This window comes from Burkholderia sp. BCC1999 (assembly GCF_905339975.1).
Lineage (GTDB): Bacteria > Pseudomonadota > Gammaproteobacteria > Burkholderiales > Burkholderiaceae > Burkholderia.
Map to the genome: position 1 here is coordinate 248,693 of NZ_CAJPHP010000001.1, position 18,136 is coordinate 266,828.

The window sequence follows — 18,136 nt, forward strand, 5'->3', positions numbered from 1 at the left end:
GCGCGGGCGGCCCACCGGCGTGTCCGCGCGCACACTGCGAGGCATGAGCGAATGACCGAACCCTTGCTGACGATGCGCGGCATCGTCAAGGAATTCGACGGCGTGAAGGCGCTGGACGGCATCGACCTGATGGTGCGGCCGGGCGAGTGCGTGGGGCTGTGCGGCGAGAACGGCGCAGGCAAATCGACGCTGATGAAGGTGCTGTCGGGCGTGTATCCGCACGGCACGTGGGATGGCGAGATCCGCTGGGAGGGCGCGCCGCTCGTCGCGTCCGGCGTGCGCGACACCGAGCGCGCGGGCATCGTGATCATCCACCAGGAACTGATGCTCGTACCCGAGCTGTCGGTGGCCGAGAACATCTTTCTCGGCAACGAGATCACCCTGCCGGGTGGGCGCATGAACTATGCGGCGATGGTGCAGCGCGCCGAGGCACTGCTGCACGAACTGCGGATCGACTCGATCAACGTCGCGCAGCCGGTGATGAACTACGGCGGCGGCCACCAGCAGCTGATCGAGATCGCGAAGGCGCTGAACAAGCGCGCGAAGCTATTGATCCTCGACGAGCCTTCTTCGTCGCTGAGCGCGTCCGAAACGCGCATCCTGCTCGACATCGTGCGCGACCTGAAGCGCCGCGGCGTCGCGTGCGTGTACATCTCACACAAGCTCGACGAGGTCGAGGCGGTGTGCGATACGGTGACGGTGATTCGCGACGGCCGCCATGTCGCGACCGAGCCGATGCGTACGCTGACGACCGACCGGATCATCGCGATGATGGTCGGCCGCGAGATCCGCGACCTGTATCCGCGCGAGCCGCACGAGATCGGCGACGTCGTGCTGGAAGCGCGCAACGTCACCTGTCGCGACGTGACGAATGCGCACCGCAAGCGGGTGGACGACGTGTCGTTCAGCGTGCGGCGCGGCGAGATCCTCGGCGTCGCGGGGCTCGTCGGCGCGGGCCGTACCGAGCTGATGCAGGCGATCTTCGGCGCGTATCCGGGCGCGTGCGCGGCGACCGTGCTGATGAACGGCCGGCCGCTGTCGATCCGCACACCCGCCGATGCGATCCGCGCCGGCATCGCGATGGTGCCCGAGGACCGCAAGCGTCACGGCATCGTGCCGCAGCTCGGTGTCGGCCACAACATCACGCTGGCGGTGCTGCGGCGCTTCGCGGCGCGCGGCCGGATCGACGCGGCCGCCGAGCTGGACGCGATCCGCACCGAGATGCAGCGGCTGTCGGTGCGCGCCGCGCATCCATTCCTGCCGATCGCGAGCCTGTCCGGCGGCAACCAGCAGAAGGCCGTGCTCGCGAAGATGTTGCTCGCCGAACCGCAGGTGCTGATTCTCGACGAGCCGACGCGCGGCGTCGACGTCGGCGCTAAGGCCGAGATCTACCGCCTCGTGTTCGCGCTCGCGAAGCGCGGCGTCGCGCTGATCGTCGTGTCGTCGGAAATGCCCGAGGTGCTCGGGCTCGCCGATCGCGTGCTGGTGATCGGCGAAGGGGAGTTGCGCGGCGACTTCGTCAACGACGGCCTCACGCAGGAACAGATCCTCGGCGCTGCGCTCAAATCCGGCCGGCAGCCGACCGAACCCACCGCAACGAGTGCGACATGAATTCCGAACTTTCTTCTTCTACCCCGGCGACGCAGGATGCGGATGCGCGCCGTTCAAGCGATCACGACGCGGGGCGCCCGGTCGCGCGCTCAACCGGCAGTCAGCTTCGCCAGATATTCGTGCGCTACAAGATCCTCGCGCTGCTGCTCGCGGTCGCGGCGATCTGGGCGTTCTTCTCGGTGCTGACCGACGGCGCGTTCGTCACGCCGCGCAACGTGTCGAACCTGCTGCGGCAGATGTCGATCACCGGCATGCTCGCATGCGGGATGGTGTTCGTGATCATCGCGGGCGAGATCGACCTGTCGGTCGGCTCGCTGCTCGGACTGCTCGGCGGCGTTGCGGCGATCCTCAACGTGAACCGCCACTGGCCCGTCGCCGCGACGGTGCCGGCGGTGCTCGCGCTCGGCGTGCTGGTCGGGCTCTTCAACGGCTGGTGGTCGACCTACCGGCGCGTGCCGTCGTTCATCGTCGGGCTCGGCGGAATGCTCGCGTTTCGCGGGATTTTGCTCGGCGTGACGGGCGGCTCGACGATCGCGCCGGTGTCCGACGGTTTCGTCTTCCTCGGGCAGGGCTACTTGCCGCGCGTGGCCGGGGATGGCCTCGCGCTGCTGCTGTTCGCGCTCGTCGCGCTGCTGGTCGTGCGTCAGCGCGGCACGCGGCGCCGCTACCGGCTCGCGGTCGCGCCGCTGTGGCAGGACATCGTCAAGATCGCGGGCGCAGGTGCGGTGCTGTTCGCGTTCGTCGCGACGCTGGATCGCTATGGCGGCATTCCGGTGCCGGTGTTGTTGCTGCTGGCGCTGCTCGGCATCTTCTCGTGGATCGCGACGCAGACCGTGTTCGGGCGGCGCATCTATGCGGTCGGTTCGAATCTCGAGGCGACGCGGCTGTCAGGCGTCGATACCGACCGCGTGAAGCTCGCGATCTTCGCGTTGATGGGGCTGATGTGCGCGTTCGCCGGTATCGTGAACACCGCGCGGCTCGCGGCCGGCTCGCCGTCCGCAGGCACGATGGGCGAACTCGACGCGATCGCCGCGTGCTTCATCGGCGGAACGTCGATGCGCGGCGGTTCGGGTACCGTGTACGGCGCGCTGATCGGCGCGCTGGTGATGGCGAGCCTCGACAACGGCATGTCGATGCTCGACGTCGACGCGTACTGGCAGATGATCGTCAAGGGCGCGGTACTGGTGCTGGCGGTGTGGATCGACGTGGTGTCGCGGTCGAATCGGCGATGAGGCGGCGCGCCTCGGTCGTCCGTCAACGAGAGGTGGACATGAAACGGAACACGGTGCCGATGCCAGGGATCTCCATGCTGCCGGCGTCGCCGCTCGCGACGCCGGTCGTCGACTACGACCACGGCGTCGCGCTCGGCCTGGGCGATCCGCGCGACCGCCGGATCATCGCGGATGCGCTGCGCACGCTGTTGCGCGAGCGCTCGGAAGCGCTCGCGTTCGCGATGCGCGTGGCGGACGAGCACGATCGTCCGAGGCCGGACGCGAACGATTTCGCGCTGACCGACATCATCCGGCTCGCGCGCATCGTCGAGCGCGCGGAGCGATACGGCGACGCGATGAACGAGCCCGCGCCCTCCGGTGCTCGCTGACACACGAGAGGGCTGGCCGGCGCCGTTCGCGCGCCGGGCTGTGCGCGCGACGTCCGCTTCTGACGCAGTCGCGCGAATTCCGCTTGAACGCCACCGCTTCCTTTTCTCGTACGATTGTCTCCGGTCGATCGGTTGCCGCATCGATCCGCAATGACCCGGATCGACACGCCTGGTCGGCGAGCTCACTTCAGATCATTCGACAAAAAACCGGCCTTGCCCGAACACGCCGGATAACGCATGCGTCGACTGCCGCCTGTGTGGCCCGATCGATGTGTGCTAGCGAGAATGCGCCTGGACCGCCATGGCGCGTCCGTCACCGAAGCAATTCGTACCGGAAAGTTACTCAGGTATGCGGGCAATTCGACGGCAGTTTTTCGTCGCGCTGAACCGATTCGGCGCGTGCGTGATATTGCCAGCCTTGCTGCTTGCTCTGGCGACGCGGCTTGCGCTTGGGGCGTGTTGTGAAGTCCGTTGCATGTTGGCCGACTGAATCGGGCTGGAATGTGCGGTGAGCGATGCAAACAAGCGACCCGCGCGATCCGACTGCGAAGGAGACCCGGCGATGGACACCCCCGATGCGCGCACCGGCGGCCGGCGGCACCGGTCGCGATTTTCATCGGTCGGATCTCGAGCAGCGCCTGCCGGGCGAGCCGGTCCGGAACCCAGGCCGGCGGCCCGCGCCGACCGATGACGATTGATAACGTATCGACATCAATCCTTCCAAAAATTGCACTTATCGTTTGTCGGGCGCCGGGCGAACATGCCGAAAAACGACAATCGATCAGCCCCTCCCGCGTATTTCTGGTTTTTCAGGAGACACCCCGATGCACCCCTCGTCCAGCCTTCCGGCCGAACGTTCGAAGGCCGCCGCGATCTTTCGCGTCACGGCCGGCAATTTTCTCGAGCAGTTCGACTTCTTCCTGTTCGGCTTCTACGCCACGCAGATCGCCAACGTCTTCTTCCCCGCGCAAAGCGAGTTCGCCTCGTTGATGATGACTTTCGCCGTGTTCGGCGCGGGCTTCCTGATGCGCCCGCTGGGCGCCATCGTGTTGGGCGCGTATATCGACGAAGTCGGCCGCCGCAAGGGCCTGATCGTCACGCTGTCCATCATGGCGAGCGGCACCATCCTGATTGCGTTCGTGCCGGGCTACGCGACGATCGGCCTGCTGGCGCCCGTGCTCGTGCTGATCGGGCGGTTGCTGCAGGGCTTCTCCGCAGGTGCCGAACTGGGCGGCGTATCGGTCTATCTCGCCGAACTGGCGACGCCCGGCCGCAAGGGCTTCTTCACGAGCTGGCAATCGGCCAGTCAGCAGGTTGCGATCGTCATCGCGGCGGGCCTCGGCTTCGCGCTGAATCAGTGGCTGAGCGCATCGCAGATCGCCGCCTGGGGATGGCGCGTGCCGTTCTTCGTCGGCTGCATGATCGTGCCGTTCATCTTCATGCTGCGCCGCAACCTGGAGGAAACCCAGGAGTTCAAGGCCCGCAAGCATCGTCCGGGCATGAAGGAAGTGTTCGGCACGCTGGTTCAGAACTGGGGCGTCGTGGTCGCCGGCATGATGCTGGTCGCGATGACCACCACGAGCTTCTATCTGATCACCGTCTACGCGCCGACCTTCGGCAAGACGGTGCTGCATCTGAGCACCGCCGACAGCCTGCTCGTGACGCTTTGCGTGGGCGTGTCGAACTTCGTGTGGCTGCCGATCGGCGGTGCGCTGTCCGACCGGATCGGCCGCCGGCCGCTGCTGGTCGGCATGACGATGCTCACCGTCGTGACCGCCTATCCGGCGCTGTCGTTCCTCGCTCACGCGCCGTCGTTCGCCAACATGCTGCTCGTCCTGCTCTGGCTCTCGTTCATGTACGGGATCTATAACGGTGCGATGGTCGTCGCGCTTACCGAAGTGATGCCGGTGCAGGTGCGTGTCGCGGGCTTCTCGCTCGCCTACAGCCTCGCGACGGCCGTGTTCGGCGGCTTCACGCCGGCCATCTCGACCGGGCTCATTCACATGACGGGCGACAAGGCCGCACCCGGCTACTGGATGAGCTTCGCCGCAGTGTGCGCGCTGCTTGCGACGTTCGCACTCTATCGCCACCGCACAGCGACGTTGACGCCGGCGCATTGATGGCCGGCCTGTCCGTCACGTTCATCCCCACCCACGAATCTGCACGACCACGACGATGAGAAATCCGCTCCTGAAATTTTGCGCAACCGCCCTCGTCGCCACCGCGGCGCTCGCGGCCAATGTGCAGGCTGCCGAACTGCACGTGATGAGCTCGGGTGGCTTCACCGCCGCCTACAAGGTGCTCGGCCCCCGGTTCGCGGCCACGACGGGCAATACGCTCGCAACCGCGCTGGGCCCGTCGATGGGCAAGTCGCCCGAAGCGATTCCGAACCGGCTCGCGCGCGGCGAGCCCGCCGACGCCGTCATCATGGTCGGCTACGCGCTGGACGAACTGATCAAGCAAGGCAAGGTCATCCCCGAATCGCGGGTCGAGCTGGCCGACTCGCGCATCGGCATGGTCGTGCGCGACGGCGCGGCAAAGCCCGACATCAGCACCGCGGACGGTCTCAAGCAGGCGCTGCTGCACGCGAAGTCGATCGCCTACTCGGACAGTGCAAGCGGCGTGTATATCGAACGCGAGCTGTTCAAGAAGCTCGGCATCGAGGACCAGGTGAAGTCGAAGGCGAAGATGATTCCGCGGATTCCGGTGGCATCGGTCGTCGCGAACGGCGACTACGAAATCGGCTTCCAGCAGGTCAGCGAACTGCTGCCCGTCCACGGCGCGACTTACGTCGGCAAGATTCCGGAATCGCTGCAGTCCGTCACGCGCTTCGCCGCCGGCATCCCAGTCGGCGCACAGCATCCGAAGGAAGCGAAGGCGCTGCTCGATTATCTTGCGTCGCCCGACGTGCAGGCCGACGTGAAATCGACCGGGCTGGATTCCGCTTCCGCGCATTGAGCCCGATCGGCGGGAAGGCTTGTGTCAGACCGCCTTCCCGTCGCCGCCGCCGTCTCCCATGACACTGTCTTCATCAGCCCCGTTCGGCAAGGCCGGCCCACCCACCGCGAGCCTCTGCGCAAGACGCGTACGATCGCACGCACCTTCCCACGACGACACGAAGATCACCGCGCACGCATTGCTGATCACGCTGGTCAGCGCGCGTGCCTCCGACATGAAGCGATCGATGCCGACCAGCATCGCCACTCCGGCGACGGGCAGGTCGGGCATGACGGCGAGCGTGGCGACCAGCGCAACCAGCCCGCTACCGGAAACACCGGCGGCTCCCTTTGATGTGAGCAGCATGATGGCGAGCATCACCGCGATCTGCGACGTGGAAAGCGGGATGTCGCACGCCTGCGCGATGAACAATGCCGCGAGCGTCAGGTAGATCGCGGTACCGTCCAGATTGAACGAATAGCCCGCCGGCAGCACGAGTCCCACGATGCCCTTGTCGCAGCCGAGTGCCTCCAGCTTGACGATCAGACGTGGCAGAACGGGCTCCGTGGACGACGTCGCGAGGACGATGAGCAATTCTTCGCGCATGTAGCGCAGGAGCCGCCACAGCGCGAAACCGTGCAGTCGCGCGAGCGGTGCGAGCACCAGCGTGACGAACAGCACGCAGGCCACGTAGAAGGACGCCATCAGCTTCGCAAGCGAGCCGACCGAACCGATGCCGAAACGGCCCACTGTGAAAGCCATTGCGCCGAATGCGCCGAGCGGAGCGAGCCGCATGATCATCGCGAGCACGCGAAAGACGACCTGGGCGACACCGTCGATCAGCGCAAGAACGGGCCGGCCGGCCCGCGGGTGCGCATTCAACGAGAAGCCGAACAAGAGCGACAGCAGCAGCACCGGCAACACGTCGCCATTGGCGAACGCGCCGAGCATCGTGTTCGGAATCACACTCAGCCCGAACGCCACAAGCCCCTGCGGTTCCGCATGCTTTGCATACGGAGCGAGGACGCTCGCATCCAGGTGGTGGACATCGATGTGCATGCCGGCGCCGGGTTGCAGCACGTATGCAGTGACGAGCCCGAGCGCGAGCGCGGCGGCCGTCAACAGATAGAAGAGCGCCAGTGCCCGCATGATCGTGCGGCCGATTGCCTTCCCGTTCGCCAGCGACGTGATGCCCGAGACGATCGTGCAAAAGACGATTGGGGCGATGGTCATCTTGACCAGGCCGACGAACGCATCGCTGAGGGGCTTGAGCATCGCGCCCGCCGCCGGCCATGCGTGACCGATGCCCATGCCGAGCATCATCGCGAGCAGAACCTGCACGTAGAGCGATCTAAGCAGCCTGGCCAACCTCACTGTCCGGTCTTCCTTCGTGTCTCTCTGTCGTCGTTACACCGATGCGCCGCTGCGTGCGATACCGCCACGCTTCGCCTCGATGACCATCCGATGAAACGCCTCGGCGGCTGGTGTGAGCGGTCGTCCGCGCCGCTTCACGATTCCCACACGTCGTTTGACGACCGGTTCGACGAGCGGCACGCTCGTGAGAATAGGGTGGTCATGCCCGGGCATCGCCATCGAGGGTACCGCGGCGACGCCGAGTCCCGCTTCGATCAATCCGAGCAGGGTCGTCACGTGGCGTGTCTCGCAGACGCTCGGTACGTGCGGGGCGACGGCGGTCAGCGCCTGGTCGAGCAGCAGGCGGTTGCCGGAAGTCTTGTCGACCGACACATACTCGTGCTCGTAAAGTTCGTTCCAGGTCACGCGCTTCTTGCGAGCGAGTGGGTGGTCGCGGCGACAGGCGGCAACGAACCGTTCCTGGAGCAACACCTTGAACTCGATCTCCGCCTCCTGGCTGCCGATGAAGCTCACGCCGAAATCCGCCTCGCCGCTGATGACGGCCCCGAGCACCTCGTTGGCGCTTGCATCGAGCAGTTTCACCCTGATGCGCGGAAAGCGCTGATGATAGCGCGCGATGATGGCGGGCAGAAAGTAGTAGGCGACCGACGGCACGCATGCGATCGTCACATGGCCCAGGCGGCTCGATGAAACGTCGCGGATGCCGAGCAGGGCGGCGTCGAGATCGTCGAGCAGTTGTTCGGTACTCTGCGCGAACACGCGACCGACTGTGGTGAGCGAGACGCTACGCGTGGTGCGCTCGAACAGTCGTACGCCGAGCGCTTCCTCGAGCTTGTCGATACGACGGCTCAAGGCCGGCTGGGAAATGTTGACTGCGTCGGCGGCCTTTCGGAAGCTTCCCGTTTCCACAACGGCGCGAAATGCCTGCAAGTCGGTTAAGTCGAAGTTGATCCCCACAGGCAGATCTCCGCCACTCAGATGCGGAGCATTGTGCATGATTCTGCCGGCGCAATGCGCATTGCATTGCCTGAAACCCGATGTCTGCGGGTTTGCCCGCCGTTGTTGCCCGAACCGCACACGATAGTCCCGCGGCGGTGCGCCGACGCATTGTGCAAACGCCCGCTGTCACGCGTCCACGCTTCCGGACCCCGATCGTTCGGCGCTCCGTTCGAGCGGCCAGTCGGCCCGCTCCAGTAGTGCCGTCGCACGGCCGGCACGTAACGGGCCGGTGAAAACCCGGTCTCGTCGAGGCGTGTGATCCTTGCGCTGCGGCAGATCGTCGGATCATGGAAATCGAGGAGATTACCGGGCGACCAAGGTCGCGTGGATGATTTTTGGCAGCCACGCATACGCAATCGTTACCAGCGTCACGCCGACGACGAGCATCGGCACTACCATTGGCCACGCGCCCCACTGATAACGCGGATCGGCGAATCCGGCTGCCGTCTGTCCTACGCTGAAGGCGAAGAACATCATGATGAAGCCGGACCAGGATACGGCGCGGCCTGCAAGGTGAGGCAGGCCGCTGACCGCCCCTGCCTGCCCGCACGGCTGATGGATCCCGTGGCCGAGGCAATACACGCCATGCCCGGCGAGCAGCGGCCAGATGCTGCCGGGAAGCAGCGCGCACCCCAATGCCTGGATCACCGCGCCGCAGAGGCTCAGCGTTGCGCCTTGCTGCACCGTTCGCAGCATGCTCTGACGTCGCAACAACAGGCGGCAGCCATACGTACTCAGGACATAGACGAGCGTACCGCCCGCCGGTATCCAGCCATAACGCTGGGGCGAGATGCCGAGCTGCCCGATGTAGATTGCCGGAGACAGCAGGAGAAAGCAGAACATGCCGGTGTACGTCGAGGCGGCCAGCAACGCCCATACCCTGAACGTGGCATTGCCGAATATCTCGCGCACGTCCCGGATCGAGCCGCGGTTCGAAGCGATTCTGACGAAGCTTTCCTCGAAGCCGTACCAGCACATGACGAGCAGCCCGAATGCATACAGGCTCATCCCCGCGAGCACCCATCGCCATCCGGCATGTTGTGCGACATACGCACCGAGAATCGGCGCGAGGAACGCCATCATCCCCATTCCCATGAAACCACGCGCCATCACGTACGGGCCATCGGCTGCCGAATACCGGTCGCGCACCGTCGCGCGCGCGCATACCAGGATCGCGGCCATGGCAAAACCCTGCATCGCGCGAGCGGCTACCAGCATCGCTGCGCTCGAGGCGAGCGCTGCCGCGAGCGCTGCCACGGCATAGAGCGCAAGGCCGCTCAGCAACACGGGACGGCGGCCGAATCGGTCGGACAGGCTGCCCATCGGCAATTGCCCGATACCGAATATCAATGCGAAAACCGTGAGGCTGACGCTGGCGGAGCCCAGCGTTGCGGCGATTTCAGGCAGCGCCGGCAGGTAACTGTCGGTTGCCACCGGCTGGGCCGCCAGCAGAAGCGGCAACATGAGCACGAAGTTCGGGCGAGCCGGGCGCATGGTGTCCGGCATGTCGTTTTTCGGCACGGTATCAGGCATCGGTGACGCAAGCTGGCTCTGTCAGTGAGGGCGCGGCGGCAAGCTGGAAATGATTGGCGGAAGGGGCGCCGAACACGACGCCCCGTCGAACGCGGCTAGCTGCCGACGGATCCCGGCACGTGTTCGTGCCCGATGCGATTGCGCGACATCGCTTCGGCGCGCAGCCGGTCGTATTCCGCCTTGCCGACCGGTTGAGCGTTCGCTCGTCCCAGGTCGTTCATATGGACACGATGGGTCTCGCGTGCGCTCAAGGCTGCGAGCGACGCAATCACGGTGACGCCGAACGCGATCGCACCGACGATCAACCAGACGTGATGTGCGCCGGGCGGCGCGACCGCCGTGAAAAGCGCGGGCAGCATCGCCGTGGCCGCGGTACCGAGGTTCTGCGCGATTGCCATCGCCGAGACGCGCGTGCGGGTCGGGAAGAGTTCCGGGTAAAAGGCGGGAAACACCGCGTTGTAGCCCTGATACACGACACCCCACATGAGCATCGACATCGCGAATGCGAGCGGCACGTTCCGGATGCTGATCGCATACAGGTACGCGAATGCGAGCAACCCGGCGGCCAGCGAGCCGACGATGATCGGCGGCCGGCGTCCGACCTTGTCGGAAAGGTTGCCGACGAACGGAATCACGATCATCGCAACGATATTGCCGACCACCGTGATCCAGAGATAGACATCTTTCTGGAATCCGATTCCATACGCCGGCTGGACCGCATAGGCCGCGCCGAAGATCGTGGCGACGACCGGAATCACGTTCATCATCGACATGCAGGCAACGCGCACCATGTCGGGAAAGTGGTGCCTGAAAGCGTCGGCCACGGGCGAGCCGGCTTGCGACCGGTTGCGTACCGCTTCGTCGAAGGCCGGCGACTCGTCGACCTCGCGGCGAATGATCAGGCCCGCGACGATGACCAGCGCACTCAGCAGGAACGGAATGCGCCAGCCCCAGCTATCGAATTGCGCGGACGGCATGTAGTAGGCGAGCGGCAGGAACACGGCGGCGGCCAGCACTTGCCCGGCCTGCACGCCCTGTAGCGTGAAGCTGACGAAGTATCCGCGTCGACCGAACGGCGCGTGTTCCAGGATCATCGAACTCGCGCCGGTAATCTCGCCGGCTACCGCGAAACCTTGCAGCAGGCGAAGCGCCACGAGCAATGCCGGCGCGATCAGCCCGGCTTGCTGATAGGTCGGCAGGAGGCCGACGCCGACGGTCGAGATTCCCATCAGGAACATGCAGAAAAGCAGGACGGTTTTACGTCCTCGCGTGTCGCCGAGGTGGCCCAGCACGAACGCGCCGATCGGGCGGGACACATAGCCGACGCCATAAGTGGCCAGCGACGCGATGATGGCCGTCGTGGGGCTGCCGTGCGGGAAGAATATCAGCGGGAAGATCAGCGCCGATGCCGTGGCGTAGATGAAGAAATCGTAGTATTCGAGCACCGAGCCGATCCAGCCGCTGACGGCGGCTTTTCTCGATTGGTGCCTGCCCCTGGGCTCGTCTCGCAAGGTCGTGGTCATTGTCGTCTCCGGATATTGATATGTGTGCCGGGCAAGGCGGGTGATGCGGGGAGTCGTCATTGCCCGATGTGTCGACTCAGTGGTGCGACCTGACCGCGGCCCGTCGATACGGCGCGCGGCGGACACGCGCGGTGCGCTACGCCGCGTCCTGGCGACGGCTGCGCATGCGTCGGTCCCGCATCGGCCGCCGATGCGGGAATCGGCCTATTCCTCGCCGAGCGCCGAAACCGCGGCCCTCAGCGCGAGCAGATAGCTTTGGACACCGAAACCGCAAATCTGCCCGCTGACGATCTCGGCCAGCACGGAGTGATGCCGGAACGGCTCGCGTGCATGAATGTTGGACATGTGCAGTTCGACGACCGGGCACGTGAGGATGGCAAGGGCATCGCGAATGCCGTAGCTGTAATGCGTCCATGCCCCCGCGTTGATCAGCACCGCATCCTGGTGCTCCTCGAAAGCGCGATGAATGCGCTCGCACATCGCTCCTTCGTTGTTCGTCTGGAACGATTCCACCTGCACACCCAGTTCCGTCGCCAGCCCTTGCAGCCGCGCATCGATCTGCGCGAGCGTGATCGTCCCGTACTGCGCCGGGTCGCGCTTGCCGAACATGTTGTGATTGATGCCGTGCAGCATCAGGATCTTCTTCATGCGAATCTCCGTTGCGTGTTCAATCAAAGGGCACGGCCAGGCGATCGATCACCGCGCTGGTCTGGGGGCGTATGCCGCGCCACCACGCGAACGCTTCGGCCGCCTGTTCGACCAGCATGCCGACGCCATCCGCGATCCCGTGTACGCCCGCGTTTTTCGCGAGCCGGAGAAACGGCGTCAGACGCTTGCCGTATGCCAGTTCGTAGGCCGTGCCGGCCGGACTGAACACGCTCGGCGGGACCGGCGGCAAGTCGCCGGTCAGGCTGGCCGACGTGGCATTGACGACCAGGTCGAAACGCCCCATGCGCGCGAGGTCCGCGTAACCGTTGGCAACGAGCGGGCCGCGCCCGGCCACCTGCGCGGCCAGTGCGCGCGCCTTGTCGACGTCGCGATTCGCGATGACGAGTTCCGCCGGCCCGGCTTCGAGGAACGGCAACAGCGCGCCGCGTGCCGCGCCGCCTGCACCGAGCACCAGGACGCGCTTGCCGGCCATCGGCAGATTGAGGTTCGTTTCGATATCGCGCACCAGCCCGATGCCGTCGAAGTTGTCCGCCAGGATGCGGCCGCCGTCGAACTTGAGCGCGTTGGCCGCGCCCGCGATCTGCGCGCGCTCGCTGCGTTCGTCCGACATCGCGAACGCGTCGAGCTTGAACGGCGCGGTGACGTTGATGCCCTTGCCGCCGCCCGCGAAAAACGCGCGAACCGCGTCAGCGAAGGCGCCTGCCGGTTCGATCGGCCCCTCGATCGCCGTATAGCCGAGGTCCTGCCGCGTCTCCTGCGCGAAGAGGCCGTGAATCAACGGGAATTTCGTGTGTCCGATCGGATTGCCGATCACCGCGTATTGGTCGGTCATCATTGGCTCGCTTTTGCGTAGAGGACGCCATCGGCCTGCATCGCGTCGATTTCGGCCGAGTCGAACCCGAGCAAACGCGCGATCTCCGCGTTGTGCTGCCCGAGATCGGGCGCGACGTCGCGAATCGTCGTGTCGCAATCGGAAAACCGGAACGGCAGGTTGGGCAGGCGCAGCGTCCCGTAGCGCGGATGCTGTTGCTCGACGACCATGCCTCTGGCCTGGATCTGCGGATCGTTCAATACCTCGTCGATGCGCTGCACCTTCGCGCACGGAACGTCGATGCCGTCCAGCAGATCCAGTACCGACGCGACGGAACGCGCGGCCACCCACGGCTCGACCACCGACAGAATCTCTGCGCGGTGCGCATTGCGCCCGGTGCTGTCGTGAAACCGCGTGTCGGCGCCGAAGCCCGCCGGGCCGCCGTGCGTCGCGATCAGCTCGGCGAAGCGCTTCCACGCGTCGTCGACTTGCGCGGCGATCACGAGGTCGCCGTCCGCGGCGCGGAACACGCCATAGAGCGTCGAAGTCGGCATGTCGTGCCCGGTTTGCTCGGGCAGTACGCCCTGCAGCGTGTAGCACTGCACCGCATATTCGTGCATCGATACGAGCGTGTCGTACAGCGCCATGTCGATGTGTTGCCCGCGGCCGCTCTTCACGCGCCCCAGCAGCGCGGCGTTGATGGCCGCGACCGCATGGATGCCGGTATACATGTCGCCGAGCGAGATGCGCAGCAGCGGCGGCCGTTCACCCGGTGTGCCGACCATCTGCATGATCCCGCTCTTGGCCTCGGCGATCAGCCCGAAACCCGCGCGATGCGCATCGGGGCCGGTATGCCCGTAAGCCGAGATCGAGCAGTAGACGAGGCCCGGATTGCGCGCCGACAATTCGGCATGGCCGAGCCCGAGCTTGTCCAGCGCGCCCGGCCGATAGTTCTCGATGAACACGTCGGCGGAGTCGCACAGCCGCTGCATGAACGCCTTGCCGCGCGTGTCCTTCATGTTGACGCTCACGCCGCGCTTGCCCATGTTGAGCTGCAGGAAGTAGCCACTTTGCTGGTCGTCGAGCACGGTCGCGTGCTGCCGTCCGGCGTCGCCTGACCCGGGACGCTCGACCTTGATGACTTCGGCGCCGAGCGCCGCGAGACAGCGCCCGACATACGGCCCGGCAAGGAAGTGGCTGTAGTCGACGACGCGAATGCCTTCGAGTGGGCGAGCCTGCATTACAGGGCCTCCGGGCGGCGCGGCACCATCAGGCGATGCTCGCCGCGTTGAACGACCTGACCGTCGTGATTGATCAGCTCCGATGGCAGCACGACGATGCCCCAGTCCGGACGACTCTTGCTCGCCCGCATCGAGCCGACGCTGAACTTCACATGCAGCACATCGCCGACCTTGATCGGCAGCAGGAAATCCCAGGTCCAGCCGAGCGACATGCCCGGCAGAAAGCGATAGTCGCTCTGCGTCTTCAGGCCGTCGGCGATGGACAGGCCGAACAGCCCGTGCGCGACGAGGCAGCCGAAATGGCTCGCGTTCGCGTATGCCTCGTCCACGTGGACGGGCGTATGGTCGCCGGTGAGGTCGGCGTACGCGAGAATGCGCGCCTTGGTCACGATGTAGTTCGGGCTCGTGCACGTGTCGCCCTCGCGGGCGTCGTCCCAGTATTTTTCGACGATCGTCATGGTCACGCCTCCGCGCGCGGGTTGATTGCCAGCGCCTGTGCGACGCAGGAAGCCGGCCGGGCCTGGATCAGTTCGACGGCGAGCCCGTCGGGCAGGCGAAGCCAGTTGCGCCCCTGCGGCATCTCCGTCACGCCGAATCGTTGGGCTGCGGCCAGCGCGGCCTCCAGGTCTTCGCACATCACGCCGAGATGGGCGAGCCGGCCTTCCGGGCCTTCGTATTCCGGCGCATGGATGAACTGCAGGCCGCCGAGCGTCCAGTACTGCCGCGGCGCGTCGAGCGTGCCGTCCACTTCGCGCAGGGTCATGCCGAGCACGTCCTCGAAGAAACGGATGTGCCAGCGGATGTCCTTGACCCAAATCGCAACGTGTTCGAGATAGGCTTTCGTGGCATTCATGCGGCCGCCTCCTGCCGTTGGCGGTCGGCCATCGCACGTTCCAGCCCCTTGATACAGGCAACGAGCGTGGCATTCACCGGGGTCGGCACGCCGTAGCGCTGCCCCCAGCGCGCGACCGAACCGTTGATGAAGTCGATTTCGGTGATCGAGCCTTTTTCCAGGCTCTGCAGCATGGACGTCTTGAAGGTCGCGGGCAGCCCCTCGGCGGCGAGCGTCCAGGCCTGTTCGGGATCGGTCATCGACAGCTTCACGCCGGCTGCCTGCGCCGCCGCGATCGCCTCGGCCACGGCCGCGAGCGACGTCGCCTTCAGCAGCGGCTCGTCGTAAAGCTGCCCATAGGTGAGGCCGGTCAGGCCCGTCAGCGCGCCCGTCGCGACATTCACCAGCAGCTTGTCCCACATCGTGCCGACGATGTTGTCGCTGATCGTCGTGGCGAGGCCGGCGGCATTGAACGCGGCGGCGATTGCCTGCACACGCGGTGTGACGCGGCCGTCAAGTTCGCCGATATAGGTGGTTTTGCCGATCACGCCGGATTCGATATGGCCCACGCCGCGCCGCACGCCGCCGACGTAGGTCTTGCCCGCGAGCACGCGCTCGCGGCCGACGGCGTCGATCAGGATGTCCTCGTGTCCGAGGCCGTTCTGCAGCGACAGCACGGCGGTATCCGGCCCCACCAGCGATCGGGCGCCGCGGATGGCCGCATCGGTCTGGAACGACTTGACCAGCACGACCACCAGGTCGGCCACGCCGACTTCGGCGATCCGAGTCGTCGCGTGAACGGAAACGTGCCGGGTGCCGCCCGCGTCGTCCACGCGCAAGCCGTCACGGCGCATCGCATCGACGTGTGCAGGCGAGCGGTCGATCAGCCAGGTCTCGTGGCCGCCTCGAGTAAGGGTGGCGCCGATCGCGCAGCCTAGTGCGCCAGCGCCCAGAATCGCTATTTTCAATGGCTTCTCCTTTGTCGACCAGAGTTGGTGCTTTGGCGCCTTACTCTGGTCCCATGCAAGGCTGATGTGTGGCATCACGATAGGAGTCGCCGCTCATGCCGGCAATGCAATGGATACAATGACGTCATTGCCATGGACAATAATGCCGCGATGCCAGCCGACCTGCCCGACCTGAAGCTGCTTCAGCTTTTCGATCTCCTGTACGACGTGCGCAGCGTCACGCGCGTCGCCGAGCAACTGGGCCAGAGCCAGCCGACGGTCAGCATCTGGCTCGGGCACTTGCGGGAACATTTGCACGATCCGCTCTTCATCCGGACACCCGGCGGCATGGCGCCGACACCGCAAGCCGACGCGCTGATCGGGCCATGCCGGGAAATTCTCGAATCCCTGCGGCGCTTCACTGCATGGGAGATCGCATTCGATCCCGCGACGGCCCAGCGACGGTTTCGCATCTGCATGACCGACGCGAGCCACATCACGCTGCTGCCTCGGCTGCTGGCCCATGTCCGGGCGCAGGCGCCCGGCGTCCGGCTGGAAGCCGCACGGATCGACGGCAATACGGAGCGCGCGCTCGAATCCGGCGAAGCCGATCTCGCGATCGGGTATGTACCCTGGCTAGGCGGCGGCATTTATCAGCAGAAACTGTATGACCAGGACTGGGTGTGCCTGGCGAACCGGCATCACCCGCGGATTCGCAGTCGCCTCGGGGTGAAGCAGTATCGTTCCGAAGGCCACGTCGCCATTACCGCGGGAACCGGGGCGCAACTCCTCGAACAGGCGCTGCGGCAGGCGCGCATCGACCGGGACGTGGTGTTGGAACTGCCGGGTTTTCTGGGTCTGGGTGCGATCGTCCAGACGACCGACCTGATCACGACGCTACCCCGTCATATCGGCCAGACCCTGGCTCAGGCGAGCGATCTGGCGGTTCATGCGTGCCCGATCCCGGTCGACGGGTTTGCGGTACGACAGCACTGGCATGCGCGCTATCACCATGAGGCCGGCAATCGGTGGCTGCGTGGTGTCGTGATTCGATTGTTCGGTGAGGCACATTGAGGATACCTGACTACTCCGGCCGCCAACATTCGTCAGCACATCCATGAAGCGCGCCAGCATGGCCGCGACGCGGCCCTGCGAGCCCGGCACGTACGAACTGCTGCTGCTCGAGCGGACTCACTGAATGCGCTTAGGCGCGATGGGGCGGCTGCTGTCGAATGCCGGGCGGCAGTTGAGCCTGCATCCTTGCTTGTCCGCGTTCGAGCAGTGAGGCAACGGGCGTTTCGATCGGCGGTAATGCCGTTTCGACCAACTTTTCCGCCTCGCGATGCTCGACGCCCAGTGCGCGCAGAATGGCCGCGACCACCGGCTCCGGAGCGACGTTTTGCGGGCCTTCGCTGGTGATCCTGAGGATCGTCGCGAGCGCGGTTCCGGCGATCACGTCGAGTGCCGTGCCGACGCCGACATCGCTGAAGCGTCCCAGTGCCAGCCCCTGCTCGATGTGGGGCGGGAGGAATACGTAAATCAGGCTGCTCGGCCCCGCCGAATGCAGGCCGGCCGCGCAAATGAAGCGCGCCAGCAGCGGATACGCGCACGCGGCGTGCAGGAACATGCGCACACCGCACGCGATGCGAAGCGCCGGATCCCCGTATTCGTGGACTTCCGTTTCGATCAGGCGCAGCAACTCGTCGTTCAGCTCCTGCGTGACCGCCGCGAGCAGATCCTCGTTGGTGCGGAAGTACTTGTAGAACGTACCCTGCGATACGTCCGCGGCAGCAATGACGTCCTGGATGACGCTTGCGCCGACGCCCTTTTCTGCGAACACCAGCATCGCACTTTCGATCAGCCGGGCGCGCATGCGCTCGCGGCGCTCTGCCGCGACGCGGGTCCGATGGTCAACGGTCGTTTCATTCATGGCGGAATTATAAGGCGACGCAACAGACGCTCCGAGCTGCTAGGTAAAAACGAGTATATTGTCATGATGACAAATATCTCATTATTAAGCCGAGCAAGTTCGATCAACCGTCTGGAGCGACCACGCCGT

General features: G+C 65.6%; 17 protein-coding genes. 6 read left to right on the forward strand and 11 right to left on the reverse strand.

Annotation, left to right across the window (positions count from 1 at the left end; all coding sequences use genetic code 11):
- Window positions 1–51: 51 nt before the first annotated feature.
- The 5 genes from xylG to U5809_RS01135 all read left to right on the forward strand — a co-directional run bounded on the left by xylG (window position 52) and on the right by U5809_RS01135 (window position 6,169).
- Window positions 52–1,611, forward strand: a complete 1,560-nt coding sequence (gene xylG, locus U5809_RS01115) for a D-xylose ABC transporter ATP-binding protein (RefSeq protein WP_322085125.1) — start codon at window positions 52–54, stop codon at window positions 1,609–1,611.
- Window positions 1,608–2,843: a sugar ABC transporter permease gene (locus tag U5809_RS01120; protein WP_322085126.1), complete on the forward strand. Its 1,236-nt coding sequence runs from the start codon at window positions 1,608–1,610 to the stop codon at window positions 2,841–2,843. The genes xylG and U5809_RS01120 overlap by 4 nt, the downstream gene beginning before the upstream one ends.
- A gap of 74 nt (window positions 2,844–2,917) precedes the next feature.
- Entirely contained in the window at window positions 2,918–3,211 is a 294-nt protein-coding gene (locus U5809_RS01125) for a hypothetical protein (protein WP_322085431.1), read from the forward strand.
- Between the two features lie 824 nt (window positions 3,212–4,035).
- Window positions 4,036–5,331, forward strand: a complete 1,296-nt coding sequence (locus tag U5809_RS01130; RefSeq protein WP_301803453.1) for an MFS transporter — start codon at window positions 4,036–4,038, stop codon at window positions 5,329–5,331.
- Between the two features lie 55 nt (window positions 5,332–5,386).
- Window positions 5,387–6,169, forward strand: coding sequence for a substrate-binding domain-containing protein (locus U5809_RS01135; protein WP_322085127.1), 783 nt, complete (start codon window positions 5,387–5,389; stop codon window positions 6,167–6,169).
- 24 nt (window positions 6,170–6,193) lie between these two features.
- On the opposite strand, the gene dctA is transcribed toward U5809_RS01135, so the two are convergent.
- The 10 genes from dctA to U5809_RS01190 form a co-directional block, all read right to left on the reverse strand.
- Window positions 6,194–7,522, reverse strand: a complete 1,329-nt coding sequence (gene dctA, locus U5809_RS01140; RefSeq protein WP_322085128.1) for a C4-dicarboxylate transporter DctA — start codon at window positions 7,520–7,522, stop codon at window positions 6,194–6,196.
- Window positions 7,523–7,555: 33 nt separating this feature from the next.
- Entirely contained in the window at window positions 7,556–8,479 is a 924-nt protein-coding gene (locus U5809_RS01145; RefSeq protein ID WP_322085432.1) for a LysR family transcriptional regulator, read from the reverse strand.
- A gap of 345 nt (window positions 8,480–8,824) precedes the next feature.
- Window positions 8,825–10,027, reverse strand: a complete 1,203-nt coding sequence (locus tag U5809_RS01155; protein WP_322085433.1) for an MFS transporter — start codon at window positions 10,025–10,027, stop codon at window positions 8,825–8,827.
- Window positions 10,028–10,149: 122 nt separating this feature from the next.
- Complete coding sequence (locus tag U5809_RS01160) at window positions 10,150–11,577, reverse strand: MFS transporter (RefSeq protein WP_322085434.1); 1,428 nt, start codon at window positions 11,575–11,577, stop codon at window positions 10,150–10,152.
- A 204-nt stretch (window positions 11,578–11,781) separates the two neighbouring features.
- Window positions 11,782–12,225: a type II 3-dehydroquinate dehydratase gene (gene aroQ, locus U5809_RS01165; protein WP_322085129.1), complete on the reverse strand. Its 444-nt coding sequence runs from the start codon at window positions 12,223–12,225 to the stop codon at window positions 11,782–11,784.
- A 19-nt stretch (window positions 12,226–12,244) separates the two neighbouring features.
- Complete coding sequence (aroE, locus tag U5809_RS01170; RefSeq protein WP_322085130.1) at window positions 12,245–13,078, reverse strand: shikimate dehydrogenase; 834 nt, start codon at window positions 13,076–13,078, stop codon at window positions 12,245–12,247.
- Window positions 13,078–14,298: a CoA transferase gene (locus U5809_RS01175; protein ID WP_322085131.1), complete on the reverse strand. Its 1,221-nt coding sequence runs from the start codon at window positions 14,296–14,298 to the stop codon at window positions 13,078–13,080. The genes aroE and U5809_RS01175 overlap by 1 nt, the downstream gene beginning before the upstream one ends.
- Entirely contained in the window at window positions 14,298–14,756 is a 459-nt protein-coding gene (locus U5809_RS01180) for a MaoC family dehydratase (protein ID WP_322085132.1), read from the reverse strand. Before U5809_RS01180 ends, U5809_RS01175 begins: the two co-directional genes overlap by 1 nt.
- A 2-nt stretch (window positions 14,757–14,758) precedes the next feature.
- Window positions 14,759–15,151, reverse strand: coding sequence for a VOC family protein (locus U5809_RS01185; protein ID WP_027790149.1), 393 nt, complete (start codon window positions 15,149–15,151; stop codon window positions 14,759–14,761).
- Window positions 15,148–16,098: a 2-dehydropantoate 2-reductase gene (locus tag U5809_RS01190; RefSeq protein ID WP_322085435.1), complete on the reverse strand. Its 951-nt coding sequence runs from the start codon at window positions 16,096–16,098 to the stop codon at window positions 15,148–15,150. Before U5809_RS01190 ends, U5809_RS01185 begins: the two co-directional genes overlap by 4 nt.
- A 132-nt stretch (window positions 16,099–16,230) precedes the next feature.
- Here U5809_RS01190 and U5809_RS01195 point away from each other — a divergent pair, with 132 nt between their 5' ends.
- Window positions 16,231–17,151 (forward strand): LysR family transcriptional regulator, encoded by a 921-nt coding sequence (locus U5809_RS01195; RefSeq protein ID WP_322085133.1) that lies wholly within the window; start codon window positions 16,231–16,233, stop codon window positions 17,149–17,151.
- A gap of 130 nt (window positions 17,152–17,281) precedes the next feature.
- Here U5809_RS01195 and U5809_RS01200 read toward each other — a convergent pair whose 3' ends face one another.
- Entirely contained in the window at window positions 17,282–18,007 is a 726-nt protein-coding gene (locus U5809_RS01200) for a TetR/AcrR family transcriptional regulator (RefSeq protein WP_322085134.1), read from the reverse strand.
- Between the last annotated feature and the right edge of the window lie 129 nt (window positions 18,008–18,136).